Here is a 13,307-nt window from a genome sequence, read left to right on the forward strand (position 1 = left end):
CCGGGCCGTTGACCACCGGGAGCGCGGGCGGCACCGGGTCGGTGGCGCCCGCCATCGGCGCGCTGGTGTCGCCCTTCGGTGTCGTCTCCGGCGGCAGACGCATGCGCCCGCCGCGCGGGCTCGGCCGGATGTATGCCCACTCCGCGCTGCTGGGCAGCGGCTGTCCCGGGATGTCCCGGGATGCGCTGACCGGCACCGGGATCAGGCTGGACGATCTCGACGCTGCCCGGCTGATCGGCGTCGCCGAGGCCGCGGAACGGTACGCCGCGGCCGACCTCCCCGGCACCCTGGTCGCCTCGATCCGGGAACGCCCCGAACCGGCCATCGACCCGGCCCGGATCCCGGCCTGTTCCGCAACCGAACTCGCCGATCCACGTTGCCCGGTCGTCCCACTCGATCCCGACCTGCCGATCCGCTGGGTGCGTGGTCTCGACCTGGCGACCGGCGTGCCGATCTGGGTGCCTGCGGTCATGGCCAGCTATCGGCTGCGTGACCCGTGGCCCGGCGAGCGGTTCTGGCACCGGCTGTCGACCGGGTACGCGGTGCATACCGATCCCGTGGAGGCCGTCGTCCGCGGCATCTGCGAGGTCGTCGAACGGGACGCGGCGGCCGTGCTCTGGCTGCGACGCCTCCGCTTGCCCCGGCTCGCCCGATCGACCGCCGAACGCTCGGAGACGGCCGCGTACCTGCTCGACTGGAACGACCGCCACTTCGTCGACACCCACCTGTTCGACGCGACCGGCGACCTGGGGGTGCCGACCGTGTACTGCCTGCGGATCGCCGAACACAACCGGCGTGCGCGTCAGCTGGTCGGCGCGGCGAGCGCCCGGGATCTCCCGGAGGCGGCCGGGAAGGCCCTGGCGGAGATGGCTTTCGGTGCCCAGGTCTGCTACTTCCCGGACGCGGTCAGGGAGCCCGCCGACTTCCGCGCGGTCTACGACGGCATTCGCTACATGGCCGCACCGGAGCGAGCCGAGGCGTTCGACTTCCTGGTGCGTGGCCCGGACTCCGGGACATCGCCCGGCGACGCCCGGCTGCCCGCCGACCCCCGGGAGGCGCTCGTCCGGCTCCGGAACACCATGCAGGCCAAGGACATCCAGGTCATCGTCGTGGACCGGACCACCCGGGAGCTGGCCACCGTCGGTCTGACGGCCGTGTGCGTGATCATCCCGGACCTGCAACCCCTCACCATCTCGCCGTTCGCCCGGTACCGGGCGCACCCCCGCCTCTACGTCGCTCTGGCCTCGGACCGGCGGTTGCCCAGGGAGGAGGAACTCAACCCGTGGCCGCAACCGTTCGGCTGACGCGGCACGCGGGCTGCGTGGGTGTGGGGGCGTTCGGCCACCACGTCGTGGACCTGCTGACCGCGCCCGGCCACCGCGCCACCCGACACCACGAAGACCTCGACCAGGTCTTCGCCGCCGACGTCGACCTCGTGACGCTGGTCCTGGACCGGCCCACGCCGTCGCTGTCCGCGCGGGCGGACGAGTTGGCGTTCCGGCACGGGGTCGCGTGGCTCCCGGTCGTGGTGGAACACCCGGTGGTCCGGGTCGGCCCGCTGGTCCGCCCACCGCACGGACCGTGCGCCGACTGCTTCCGGCGGCGGCAGGCCCAACACGACACCCGGGGCCGGGAGTCCGCCGCCCTCGCCGCCGCCTACCGACGCGATCCCGGCCTCGGGCCCACCGGCCACCTCCCGCACCACGTCCGGCTCGTGGCCGCCGTCGCGCGGCACGCGATGGCGACCGGCCTGCCCGACGGGGAGTTACTCAGCGTGTGGCTACTCGACCACGAGATCACCACCGCCCGGGTGCTCCCGTGCCACGACTGCCCACGGTGCGGCGCACCCGGGCCGACCCGGTCGATCACGGCGTTCGCCCGGCTCCTGGACCTGCCATGAGCGGCCTGCCCCGCCTCGCCCGCGGCCTGGTCGTCATCCCGACCGAGCACGGCCTGATCGTGGACGGCACACCACAGCGGTCGCTGCTGCCCGGCGGGATCGTCTCCGAGGTGATCGAGAGCCTGCTCCCACTCCTCGACGGCACCCGCGACACCACCTCGCTCTGCGCGGCCGCCGACCTGCGGCCGTCCCAGCTCGACCGGATCCTCACCCTGCTCGACGACCACGGCGTGATCGAACACGTGCCCCCGGACGCACCGCCACCGCGCTGGATGGCCGAACACGCGGCGACCTACTTCTCCCGCAACCGCGCTGCGACCGGGGGCCACCGCTGCGTGGAGGAACTCGCGGAGGTGCTCGGCCGCGCGCACGTCCTGCTGGTCGCCCCGCCCTGTCTCGCCGAGCCGATCACGGCGGACCTGCTGGCCACGGGGGTGGGCTCGGTGGTGGTCCGGTCCTCACCGGTCTCGGTCACCGATCGACTCACGCCCGCCGACGTTGCCGCCGTCCACGACGGGACGGGTTTCGACGCGTTCGTCTCCCGGACCGATCCCGGTACCCGGGTGCTGCGGTTCGCGCTGACCGGCGGCCGCGCCGAACTCGGGCCGGTGTTCACCGACGAGTACACGACCTGCGTCAGGTGCTTCCGGCAGGGATATTCGGCGCTTCCCCCGAACACGGACGATCCCGGTCCGGCGGGGGAGATCCTCGCGGCGATGGTGGTGAAAGAGGTTCTCGCCCTGCTGGCCTGGGCGTTCCCGCCGCAGGATGGTCGACGACTCACCCTGTTCTCCCAGCCTGGCCTGCCACCCGAACGCTATGACGTCGCCCCGGAACCCGGATGCCCGAGGTGTCTTTCCGCAGGCACGCCTGCGGAGATCTACGAGTGGCAGATGGAGCGAGCACCCGTGGGTCAGACCTGGCCGGGAACGCCGTCCGCGCTCGAACACCGACAGTTGGCCGCGCTCCAGCTCCGCCGAGAGGTCCTCCCGTTCGGCCCACGACTGCGATTGGCCGGAATGGACGGTGCGCCGGAGCCGCGCGCTCGTCTCGACGCAGGCGAGTGGACTGCTGACGATGAGCCGGTGCCGCTGGACGCTCTGGTGGTCGCCGCAATCCTCGCTCGTGTCGCCGGACTGCGGCAGGAACCCGTTGATCGCTGGGCTCCCAGTGCGGGCAATCTCGCGTCAGTCGAACTGTTCGTGCTGACGGACCCGGGTTTCTTCACCTTGCCCGGCACCGTATTCAAGTACGACGACCTCCAGCACGAACTCGTCACTGTCCACGCAGGTACTACGCCACTGGCGGAACACTTGCGCTCCACTGATCTTGATCCGGCGGTGGCGCTCGTCTTCGTGGGAAACATCGGCCGACTCCGCGTGAAGTACGGAGACTTCGCATACCGCCTCACGCACTTGGACGCCGGATGTGCCACCACACAACTGGCCGCGGTGTGCGCCGGGTATGGCGTGGAGGTGGCATTCGCCTCCCGGTGGAGCAGCGAACTCGGTGTCGCGATCGAACTCGACGTGAACGACGAGATCGTCACGACGGTGGCCGGGATTGGAGGGCGCCATGCCGTTGGTACCCGCTTCTGAACCGGCCCGCCGGGTCGCGCTGTTCTTCACCGAACGCGAGCCACCCGCCCCAGCACCGCAAACAGTCCTCGCTTGCCGTGCCGTACCAGGCCATTCCTTGGGCCTCGCGGAAGTCCTGCGTGCCCGGCGGTCGGTGCGGACGTTCGCACCGACCGAACTGTCCGAGGACGACGTGCACTTCGTGCTCGACGCCGCCTACGCGGCCGACCGGCGGATGTGGCCCGCCACGGCCCACGGCGACCCCGGCCTCACCCTCGTACTCGCCGCTTTTGCGGTCGCGGGCAGACCAACCGGTCTCTACCTCGCCGAAGCCAGCCGAGGTTCGCTGGTCTCCGTACCGTGCCCACCTCGTGTACCGACCGAGTTGCGGGCCTGCGCGGACGCCCCGGCCCTGATCCTGGTGTGCGGCGACGTCGACCGGGCTTCGACGGTCGCCGAAAGCGGCTACGGCGCCCTCCTGGTCCGGGCGGGCGCGCTCGGACACGCGGCCTGGCTGGGCGCGCTTGCCCGTGGCCTGGCAGGTTTCCCCGACGGCGCGTCCCGCCCGGCGATCACATCCGCGCTACGCGCCGTCCGCCCCGGCCTACGCCACCTGTTCACCGTCGCGATCGGCCACCCGGTGACCCCTTAGGTCATGCCGGACCGCGCCGCGGTGCCGGTTCCGGGAGGTCCGCCAGCCAGCACACGATCTCCGCGCCCCAGCCGGTCAGCGAGTAGGAGACGCGGATCGGCGCCGAGCTGGTGTGCACGTAGCGCCGGATGAGCCCCTTGGCGACCAGGCGGCGCAGCACGCGATCCAGTTGCTGGTTGTCGACCCCGACCGTCCTGGCGAGTTCATTGTGCGTTTTCGCACCGGACGAAAGCGCGCCAAGCACCGAGATCGACCATTTACGGGACATCACCCCGAGAACATCGAACGTCAGCTGCGACTCCACACGCCCGGCCCCCGTTCGCGTTTCGCACGGCGCAATTCGAAGACGGACCGAACCCCGGCGCACCGACGGACCGACGACGCCCGGGACCCCGGAGCGGCACCATTCGGCCAGTCCCTCCCACATCGTCAGCCGGCTAAAGTCTGCCAGACCCCCTGCGGAGACACCGCCACCGATCGGGTGATCCTGCCCGCGAACACAATTCGCATGCCTGGTCTAGGGCCATGCCGCTCCCGGCAACCCGCCGGAATTACGGCGGAAATGGACAGTGCCACAGGAGATTCGCTTGCGTGCTGTTCTGAAGTGGCAGGTAGCGGTACCCATGGTCGCAGAGGTAGGCAGGTCAGGGAGCGGATGTGTCGGGATGGTCGGTGAAGCGGGTCAATTCCGGTGGGATGCCCCGTTCGAAAGTCGTGCTATGGAAGTCGACGTGCGGCGTGAGGTCGGTCTGCGAGACAGCGGACGAGTCCGTGCGCTGGGCAGGCAACGGGCAGAACTCCGCGCCCTGGAAGTCCGCGTTGGTGGTGAAGGTCGCGGCACCGAAGTTGGTGGCTCCGCTGAAGACGGTGGTGCGGAAGTCGGCATAGCCGGTGAACGTCGCGGCACCGAAGTTCGCGCCGTCGTGGAAGACGGTGTCCTCGAAGTCCGCGCCGTCGGTGAACGTGGCCGAGCCGAAGTTGGCGGCCCGGACAAACCGGGCCGACTCGAAATCGGCGCCGTCGGCGAACGTGCTCCACTCGAAGTCCGCGGCCGCGAAGGCCGCCGCCTCGAAGTTGACGTATTCGGTGAACGTGGTCCACTCGAAGTCCACGTCGCCTGCGAAGGTCGTCGCGCCGAAGTTGGCGCCGCCGGTGAACGTGGTCCCGCCGAAGTCGGCGTCACCGGTGAAGGTGGCCGAGGCGAAGTCCGCGTAGCCGGTGAAGGTGACCGAGCGGAGGACCACCGTCCGTGCAGTGCAGTGGCGCAGGCTGAAGCCGACCAGGGTCGCCGCGGTCAGGTCCAGGTCGATGTCGCGCCAGAACGTCGGCAGCGGGGCGTCCGGCCGGTCGCCGGGGGACAGGTGCGCGGTGAGCAGGCGCTGCGCGGTCAGGCGGACCTCGCGCTCCTGCAGCCGCTCGTGGTGGGTCGAGAGGAACGCCCGCTCGACGTCCTCCACCGGCAGCTCGTCACCCGCGTCGTCGGCCAGCTCGCACGGCATCCGCAGGCACGCGCACAACACGTTGACGATCGTCTGCCGCTGCCCGGGATTGTCCTGTGCCAGCCGCTCCAGCGCGTACAGGCCGCCGAGCCGGACCGGCGCGTGCGGCGAGCCGAGCAGCTCCACGGCCTTGGTGTAGAGGTCGGTGATCCGCCGCGCGGCCGCGTCGTCCCGGGTGTCGGCGGCGACCCGCTGCTGCAGCGCGAACGCGAGCGCGGCATCGGCCTGGTCCCGGTCCTTCTGCCGCAGCGCGATCTCGGTGCTCCGCTGCTTCCGCGCCGCGAGCAGCAGCGCCGCCGCTCCACCGGTACCCACCACGATCGACCCGGCCGTGCGGATCGCGTCGAGCTTGAGCCGGTTCGCCTCGGTGTCGCGGTCGGGATGGCCCATCAGCAGCCATGCGGTCACCGCGCCGCCCACCGCCACGATCACCACCGCCCAGGCGATGATCACTTTCACGGAGAGCACGGTGTAGTCCACGGGCCCGGAGCCACCACGCCCGGCCGGTCTCCGGCGGCGCGCCAAGTCGGTTTTCACCACCCCAGCCTCGCGCCCATCCGCCGCTGTGAGCGCCAACCATCCGCCGATCGGGTGGCGACGCCGACGAAACGCGCGGGTCGGCTGGTGGGGTGGTGGTCGCTCGACATCCGGCGTCCCCTTTCGCGGTGGACCTTTCACCTGCGGAACCGGTCCGGGGATCAGCGTGTCGAGCCGCGTCCTGCTCGGCCTGACTGGGTGGCCTCGCCCACGCGAACGGCCCTGTCCGGGTAAGCGGACAGGGCCGGTGTTCACGAGTCGGGCTGCTCCTCCGGTCGGAAGAGCAGTGGTGCTATGAGCAGTTGTGCGCGGCACTGACCGCCGAACCGACGGTGATGTCGGCCGTGTTTCCGAGCAGACCGGGCACGATGATGTGCACGGCGTTCTCGGTCAGCCCGAACTCGGCGTCCGCGACCGGCGACTGCTCGTTGACCACGATCCGCCCGCCGCCGGGCAACGGGATGGTGCTGTTCGGCGCGGTCGGCACGGCCACCTGGTCGCCGCCGATGGACAGCGTCATGGTCGCCGAACCGGTGGCCCCGGCGCAGGTGCTGGTCGAGGTCGCGGTCAACCCGTTGATGTCGATCACCGGCAGGCCCGGCAGTCCGATCCGGACATCGTCCACGTGCACCGTGGAGGACATCGTGCCCGGGTTCAGCGTGGTGGCGACCTGCGGGCACAGCGCGTGCGCGCTGATCACCACGGCATCGATCGACGCCGTGCACGGCGTGCTGGTCCGCGACGCGGTCGCGGTGCGGATCCGCCCCGTGTCCGGTGTCGGGCCGAGCTTCAGCGGCGCCAGCGGGATGTTCACCGTGGCGGTGAGCCCGGTGGCCTGCCCGGTGTAGTACTGCAACCGGCCCTGCGCCGAATCATTCGACGGCAGGTAGAACGCGTCGCCCGCGAACGTCGCCCCGACCGGCACCGTCGCGGTGTCGTTCAGCGGCTGGTTCGCCGACGGGATGTCGCACTGGGCGGCACCGGCGGTGTCCGTGGTCGCGTCACAGGCCTGCTGGGTCGCCCCGTCGCCGAGCGTCAGGTGCACCGTGGCGCCCGCGATGGGAGCGGTGGTGCGCCCGTTCTCGGCGAGCACGGCCGAGAGCCTGGCGGGCTCGCCGTTGGCGATGTGCTTCGTGCCGGTGTAGGCGAGCTTCGTCGGCTCCTTGGTGATCGTGAACGGTGCGGTGGTCGAACTGGGGAAGTAGTCCGGCGTGCCCGCGTAGTCGACCCGCACGACTGCCGCGCCGGGCGTGTCGGTGATGGTGACCGGGCAGGACGCGTCCCCGGCCGAGTTCACCCCGGCGACGCAGCTGCTCCGACCGAGCGTGAAGGTGACCAGGCCCGCGCCGACGGGCTTGCCCTCGCTGGTCACCCGGGCCGACAGGTTGACGGAGTCGTGATAGGACGCCGTGCTCGGACCGGTGTAGCCGACACTGGTCGCCTTCCGCACCGGTTCCGTCGGCGGCTCCTGCGGTCCCGGCTTGAGCAGGCCGTAGAACGGGTAGAACGCCTCTTCCAGCTGGGCCAGGTTGCCGGTCTTCGTGTTCGCGTCCAGGATCGCCTGCTTGCAGTTGGCGTCCAGGCGCGTGTCGCAGTTCCAGTAGAAGCCCTGTGCGTACGGAACGGTCAGTTTGTACTGTCCACTTTCCAGATCGCGGCAGTCCTTCGCGCTGCGGTGCCAGTGGAACTGGACGTTGTGCTCGTGGATGCCGTAGTTCGCGTACATGACCTGTCCCTTGGGGACGATCGCGTGGAACGGCGCGGTCACGCTGTAGGTCATGTCGTCGGTCACGCCCTCGGTGATCGTCCCCGACGCGGCCACCTTGAACTGCCCCACGGCGAAGTCGGCCCCGACCGTGGCGCTCGTCGTGGCCTGGACGTGCGTGCCCAGGCCCCTGGTCACCGACCAGTCCCACGGCCCGGCGATGCCTTCCGTGCTCTGCTGCGTGTCCTCGATCTGCGTCCAGGTGTCGTCCAGGACCTGGTCGACCTTCATCGCCAGCGGGTCGGGATCGCAGACACCGTCGGTCAGGTGCGTGTCCCAGAGCTGCGAGTCCAGACCGAGCGGCCCGTAGGCGTGCACCGAGTGCGCGTCCACGGCGGTCACGGCCAACAGCGTCTTCCGGTTGCCGACCAGATGGTCGCCACCGCCGCCCCACTCCTGGTACGGACTGCCGTTGCAGATCAGGGTGTAGACGTCACCCGCCTCGTTGCTGTCCAGGCACCGTCCGGTCTGGACATTCACCAGCGTGTGGCCGACCGCCTGCCAGTGCTGGTAGTAGTCCTGGTAGCCACACGGGTTGAGGTAGACGTTTCCGTTGTAGTCACTGTCGAGACAGTTGTGGTACTCACGATCGACAATGGTCGCGACGACCGCGTCCCCGAGCGCGTTGTTGGTGAAGCCCGCCGCAGCGGCAGGCTGAACAATGGTCAAACACGCCGCGACCGTCAACAGCGCGGCGACGATCGCCATGCCTCTGGCGCGGCGTTTCCCCCGATACGAACCCACTACCATTCCCCCAAAGGATGGTTGTTCAGCAGGCGCACGGCAACCGGCAATGCACGACAACAGATAGAGAGTGATCGCCCCCGTACGCCCCCTGTCCGGATTGGACTCCGGAACCACAAGGCAACGCTCGACATATACTGCGGGTCAACCTGAAGTCGACTCAATCACTCGAATGGAGTAATTCGACTAAGCTGCCCGAAACAACACACTGGAGGGCCGATGAGCGACGCCGCCCGACCCTGTCGGCGGATCGTGTGGACCACGGTCGTGGCCGTCGTCATCCTCGCCATCGCCGTCGCCCTGAGCTACCGTCCATGGCTCAGCCCATGGTGGCCTACCAGGCACGAAGCAGCCGACCTGCCCACTTCGTGCCCCACGCTTCCGGCCTTGCCGACACCCGGCTTGCCGACCCGACTCACGGCGTCGGATGGCACCGAAGGCGCCAATTGCGCCTGGGGCACAACCGACGGATTGCCCCTACTCGACGCGCAGTATTCCCTCTGTCGACGAGTGGGAAATCACAGCGCCACCGAACGGGCAAAACACGAAACCGCATCACGTGTCACCCGTCCCGCCGCCCCGAACACGTCCCTGACCCTCGGCGCCGACACCCCGGTGCGCGACCTCGGCGACGAGGCCAGGATCAGCGCCCACGGCAGCCTGGTCATCCTTGTCGCCCGAAAATCCAATGTGGTGCTCACCGTGCATTACTATTCACCGGCCCAGGCAACCGACGACCAAGCCCGAACAATAGCGATAAACACCGCCAGAGCACTCCTCGATATCGTTCATATCGACTGACCGGCGACATTCGCGGCTGTTGGCCACCGGCGACGAGCGCGTCGTGAACGTCCTGGACGTCCGTCGCGTGCAGCCGGATCGCGGCACCGACGCCGGGCTGGGCGGCGGAATCGAGATCGGTGCCGGGAACGACGTCGCGCAGGGCGAACGCGATCGGCTTCGTCTCGATCCACTCCCTACGCGATGACAACGCCGGCGCATAGCCGATCGAGTCAGGATTGTCCCCGGAGCGGCCCAAGCGTCCTCGCGGTGCCTGAATGGCGCACGCGGGTAACCCGTATGGCGGATCTTGGCGTGGATCCGCAGTGCGCCGGTGCAATGGTTGCCATCCTGTGCCCCGCGATGGACGGAGTCGGATCGGGGACGCATGAATCCGCCTGGCACTAAGCCCGAGGACTACTACCAACTCAACCCGGAGGCGATGCGGGAAGGTATTCGGTTGTATCTCACCCCGGTGATCGACCAGCTGGGCGGCATCGCCGCCCAGGTCAAGTCGGCGCACGGTGATATCGCCGCAGCACATATCGGTAGCGCGCCCGGGTGGTCCGGCGGCCCCGGACACGGAGACCTGAAGGCGGCGAGCAGCTCCTTCTTCAACGAAGCCGAGTACCAGCTCCGACAACTGAGCGCCGACCAGGACGAACTGGCGGCCTCACTTGCTGAGTACCGCGCGGCATTGGAAGCCCACATCGACTGGGCAGTGCGCACAGACGAGGCCAACGCGGAACAATTCCGCCGCATCGACCGCGAACGGGGACGTTGACACCATGGTTCTCCCTCCCGGACGCGGCCCACAGCCGGAGTCCTGCGTGGACAGCCGCACCGATCCGGAACTGTCGACCGCCGTGGCCGAGCTGAGTTCGTGGCTGAACTACCTGCTCGACCCGACCACGAACGACGGCCCAAGGATCTACCGCTCCACCCAGACCATGCGCGAAGCCCCCAACCCGGCGACCATCGAGGACGAACGTGCCCACCGCGATCCGTACCTGGACCAGAACCGCGAGTTCGAGACGGTGTCGGCCATCGAGGACTATCGAGACCGCCCCGCCGACCTGTTCCTGTCGGCCGAGGCAGTCACCGGCATCGACGACGCCACCCTCGACGCGACCTACGCCAAACTCGCCAAGGGCTGCTTCACCTACGCCTCCAGTAGGCCACCGAGCGTCGAGGTGCCGTACGAAAGGGTGACCTATCCGGAGATGAACTCGGCGCGGAACGACTGGTCCGAGATGCGCAAGCAGTGGAACGACCCACGGGATCCATTCGCGGCCTACGCGTTCGAGAACGACTTCATCAGGTACCAGATCTACACCGAGAACTGCTGTTTCGTGGTCGCCGAGTGCCTGGGCAAGTATCGAGCGATCTTCAGGAAAGCGGCCGAGGACATCACGGCACTGACCCGCGGCCTCACCGAAAGCTTCCTCAACCACCGCCCGGACGCATCGACCGGTGGCGGATTCGCCTTCAACTTCACCTCGATCCTGCTCATGGGGATCGGCTCGGTGGCGGCCACGGTGGTCACCCAGGGCATGTCGATGGTCGTGTTCGCCACGTTGGTCGCCGACGTGATCAAGCAGGCGTCCGTGGAAGGCAACCGGATACCGCTCAACCTCGACCACCACGTCCACCTTCGGGATGTGGTGCGGCAGTACTCCGACGCCGTGAAAAAGATCGAACAGGACGCCACCGACGCGGTGCGACAACTCATCGACGACATGCGGCACCGCCTACAAGAGCTCCGCGACGGCCGCGAATATCGACAGGTCGTCGGCACGACAGAGTTCACCAGAATCGTGCCACACTACCGAAACTACCTTAAGGTGTGATCCGATGCCCTCGCGGGGGACAGGTTTGCTCTGCGCGGTGTTGTTGCTGACCGCGTGCACTTCTCATACTCGGACACAGGTCACGCAAACGCCATCCCCGACGACGACCGCGACCACCGCACCGCCGTGGAGTACGTTCGTTGCTGACCCGTGTCTGGGTGTCACCGATCAGCAACGGGTGGAGTTGGAGAGTGAGGGGCTCCACCTCGACGACCGCGACCGCCATACGAGCGACCTTGGTAATCCTTGCACGCTGTCGGGCCTGAAAACCGTGCCGATGGTGCAGGTGTGGTTCTGGGGCGGCCGGGGGTTGGACGACCTCCGTGCCGAACACGAGAAAGGCCGGCTGTCACCTACCCGCTGGCAGCCCACCGAGATCGACGGCGCCGCAGCGATCGTCTACCAAGTAGAGAAGGGCCCAGGCTGGTGTGACACGGCTGTCGAGCTGGATGCCACCCACTACATCAACACCCGAATCCGCTACAACGACGGAAAGCCCACCCACGACACGTGCGATCAAGCCCAGAAACTTGCCGCGGCAGTACTGGCTACCGCCCGCGCAGACGGGTAGCCGGAACCATAGCGTTGCGGATGCAGCTTCCCCGCGAACCTTTGCCCCCGACAGGCACGTACGCAGCTCGCCCTGGTCTTCGCCACCGCCACCCACCGCCTGCGGCGCGTCCCCGACCTGGCCGGTAGATGATGGTTTGATCGACCCATGATCGAAGTCCGTCGACTGCGCCCCGACGACCGGCCCGCCTGGGAGACCCTGGCCCGCGCCTACAAAGACTTCTACAACACCACTCGCCAGTCGGTCTACACCCGGAGTCGTACCCCACGACCCTGGCGGCCGCACCGATCGCGCGTTGACCCGTGCGAGTGATCATCTTTCGGCCTACCCAGGGGACTCGGATGACTCGGGGTGGATCGGGTCGTGGCGAATGGGGGTATCCGGGACGCGACCCGGTGAATGATCTTGCCGGGGTTTCCGGTCCGGGATCAGTATCGCCAGTCGAGGCGATGCACCGGTCCGCCTCGGCCGAGGGGTTCATCCCGCCGCTTCCGCTTGTGGTGCGGCGTCTTCGCTCCGGAAGGGAGTGTCTCCACCATGCCTGAGGAGACTGGGGACTACGCGATCGCCAACGGTATCCGCCTCTGGTACCGCGACGAGGGCGACCCGGACGGCGAGCCGCTGGTGCTGATCATGGGGTTGAACTCGCAGCTGATCCTGTGGCCGGAGGAGTTCGTCACGGCCCTGGGGGAGCGGGGTTTCCGGGTCATCCGCTTCGACAACCGCGACTGCGGCCTGTCGGAGAAGATCGACATGCGCGCCCAGGAGGAGGCCACCCTGGCCAGGCCCGCCTACCTGCTGACCGACCTCGCCGCCGACACCGTCGGCCTGCTCGACCACCTGGAGGTCCAGTCCGCGCACGTCGTCGGCGCGTCGATGGGCGGCATGGTCGCCCAGCTCGTCGCCATCCACCACGCCGAGCGGGTCCGCACCCTGTGCTCGATCATGAGCACCACCGGCAACCGTCTGGTCGGCGGCCCGAGCGCGGAGGCCGCCCTGGCCCTGCTGGAGCCCACGCCCCCCGACCGCGACGACGCCATCGAGCACATCGCCAACATCTACCGGATCATCGGCTCGAAGACCCATGCCGAGACCGAGCGCGAACGCCGTCTCCAACTGGCGGCCGCCTCCTACGACCGCTCGTTCCACCCCGCGGGCGCCCGCCGCCAGTTCACCGCGATCTCCGTGGCCGCCAACCGCACCGCCGACCTGCGCGAGCTGTCCGTACCCACCCAGGTCATCCACGGCGCGGAGGACACCCTGATCAACGTCACCGGCGGCCGAGCCACCCACGACGCCATCCCGGACTCGACGTATCTCGAACTGCCCGACATGGGCCACGACCTGCCCGAACCCCTCTGGCCCCGGCTGATCCAGGCCATCGCGGACAACGCGACCACGAACCGCTGACGTCTCTATCCGCTCGACGGCC

At 68.8% G+C, this 13,307-nt stretch carries 12 protein-coding genes and 1 pseudogene; 9 read left to right on the forward strand and 4 right to left on the reverse strand.

Features of this window, described 5'->3' with window-relative positions; translation table 11 throughout:
* Window positions 1-8 precede the first annotated feature (8 nt).
* The 4 genes from C503_RS0100615 to C503_RS0100630 all read left to right on the forward strand — a co-directional run bounded on the left by C503_RS0100615 (window position 9) and on the right by C503_RS0100630 (window position 4,129).
* On the forward strand, window positions 9-1,304 hold the full coding sequence (locus C503_RS0100615) for a YcaO-like family protein (RefSeq protein WP_018680252.1): 1,296 nt from the start codon (window positions 9-11) through the stop codon (window positions 1,302-1,304).
* Window positions 1,283-1,900: a TOMM precursor leader peptide-binding protein gene (locus tag C503_RS37185; RefSeq protein ID WP_018680253.1), complete on the forward strand. Its 618-nt coding sequence runs from the start codon at window positions 1,283-1,285 to the stop codon at window positions 1,898-1,900. Before C503_RS0100615 ends, C503_RS37185 begins: the two co-directional genes overlap by 22 nt.
* Window positions 1,897-3,498 carry a nitroreductase family protein gene (locus C503_RS0100625; protein WP_018680254.1) on the forward strand — a complete coding sequence of 534 codons (1,602 nt, stop codon included), beginning with the start codon at window positions 1,897-1,899 and terminating at the stop codon, window positions 3,496-3,498. Before C503_RS37185 ends, C503_RS0100625 begins: the two co-directional genes overlap by 4 nt.
* A 97-nt stretch (window positions 3,499-3,595) precedes the next feature.
* Entirely contained in the window at window positions 3,596-4,129 is a 534-nt protein-coding gene (locus C503_RS0100630) for a nitroreductase family protein (RefSeq protein ID WP_169514474.1), read from the forward strand.
* 1 nt (window position 4,130) lies between these two features.
* Here C503_RS0100630 and C503_RS37190 read toward each other — a convergent pair whose 3' ends face one another.
* From C503_RS37190 to C503_RS0100645, 3 genes are all read right to left on the reverse strand, one after another.
* Window positions 4,131-4,433: a winged helix-turn-helix transcriptional regulator gene (locus C503_RS37190; protein ID WP_018680256.1), complete on the reverse strand. Its 303-nt coding sequence runs from the start codon at window positions 4,431-4,433 to the stop codon at window positions 4,131-4,133.
* Window positions 4,434-4,773: 340 nt separating this feature from the next.
* A complete protein-coding gene (locus C503_RS37195) occupies window positions 4,774-6,087 on the reverse strand; it encodes a pentapeptide repeat-containing protein (protein ID WP_156892879.1) in 1,314 nt (437 codons plus the stop codon).
* 370 nt (window positions 6,088-6,457) lie between these two features.
* Window positions 6,458-8,680 carry a choice-of-anchor P family protein gene (locus C503_RS0100645; protein WP_156892880.1) on the reverse strand — a complete coding sequence of 741 codons (2,223 nt, stop codon included), beginning with the start codon at window positions 8,678-8,680 and terminating at the stop codon, window positions 6,458-6,460.
* Window positions 8,681-8,893: 213 nt separating this feature from the next.
* Between C503_RS0100645 and C503_RS46615 the strand changes: the two genes are divergently transcribed.
* Window positions 8,894-9,475 (forward strand): hypothetical protein, encoded by a 582-nt coding sequence (locus C503_RS46615; protein ID WP_169514467.1) that lies wholly within the window; start codon window positions 8,894-8,896, stop codon window positions 9,473-9,475.
* On the opposite strand, the pseudogene C503_RS44195 reads toward C503_RS46615, so the two are convergent.
* Window positions 9,474-9,641: pseudogene (locus C503_RS44195) on the reverse strand (VOC family protein); the annotation flags it as partial. The gene C503_RS46615 and the pseudogene C503_RS44195 overlap by 2 nt on opposite strands.
* 201 nt (window positions 9,642-9,842) lie before the next feature.
* Between C503_RS44195 and C503_RS0100655 the strand changes: the two are divergent.
* The 4 genes from C503_RS0100655 (at window position 9,843) to C503_RS0100670 (ending at window position 13,285) form a co-directional block, all read left to right on the forward strand.
* On the forward strand, window positions 9,843-10,238 hold the full coding sequence (locus tag C503_RS0100655; RefSeq protein WP_018680259.1) for a hypothetical protein: 396 nt from the start codon (window positions 9,843-9,845) through the stop codon (window positions 10,236-10,238).
* 46 nt (window positions 10,239-10,284) lie between these two features.
* Window positions 10,285-11,304 carry a hypothetical protein gene (locus C503_RS0100660; protein WP_018680260.1) on the forward strand — a complete coding sequence of 340 codons (1,020 nt, stop codon included), beginning with the start codon at window positions 10,285-10,287 and terminating at the stop codon, window positions 11,302-11,304.
* Window positions 11,305-11,341: 37 nt separating this feature from the next.
* Window positions 11,342-11,875: a DUF3558 family protein gene (locus C503_RS0100665; protein ID WP_169514475.1), complete on the forward strand. Its 534-nt coding sequence runs from the start codon at window positions 11,342-11,344 to the stop codon at window positions 11,873-11,875.
* A gap of 537 nt (window positions 11,876-12,412) precedes the next feature.
* Window positions 12,413-13,285: an alpha/beta fold hydrolase gene (locus C503_RS0100670; RefSeq protein ID WP_018680262.1), complete on the forward strand. Its 873-nt coding sequence runs from the start codon at window positions 12,413-12,415 to the stop codon at window positions 13,283-13,285.
* The last annotated feature ends 22 nt before the right edge of the window (window positions 13,286-13,307 follow it).

The organism is Actinokineospora enzanensis DSM 44649 (assembly GCF_000374445.1).
Taxonomy (GTDB): Bacteria; Actinomycetota; Actinomycetes; order Mycobacteriales; family Pseudonocardiaceae; genus Actinokineospora; species Actinokineospora enzanensis.

Coding starts and splice junctions, on each gene's coding strand:
- C503_RS0100625 (WP_018680254.1), top strand. CDS start 1,897: ATGAGCGGCCTGCCCCGCCTCGCCCGCGGCCTGGTCGTCATCCCGACC.
- C503_RS0100670 (WP_018680262.1), top strand. CDS start 12,413: ATGCCTGAGGAGACTGGGGACTACGCGATCGCCAACGGTATCCGCCTC.
- C503_RS0100645 (WP_156892880.1), bottom strand. CDS start 8,680: ATGGTAGTGGGTTCGTATCGGGGGAAACGCCGCGCCAGAGGCATGGCG.
- C503_RS0100655 (WP_018680259.1), top strand. CDS start 9,843: ATGAATCCGCCTGGCACTAAGCCCGAGGACTACTACCAACTCAACCCG.
- C503_RS46615 (WP_169514467.1), top strand. CDS start 8,894: ATGAGCGACGCCGCCCGACCCTGTCGGCGGATCGTGTGGACCACGGTC.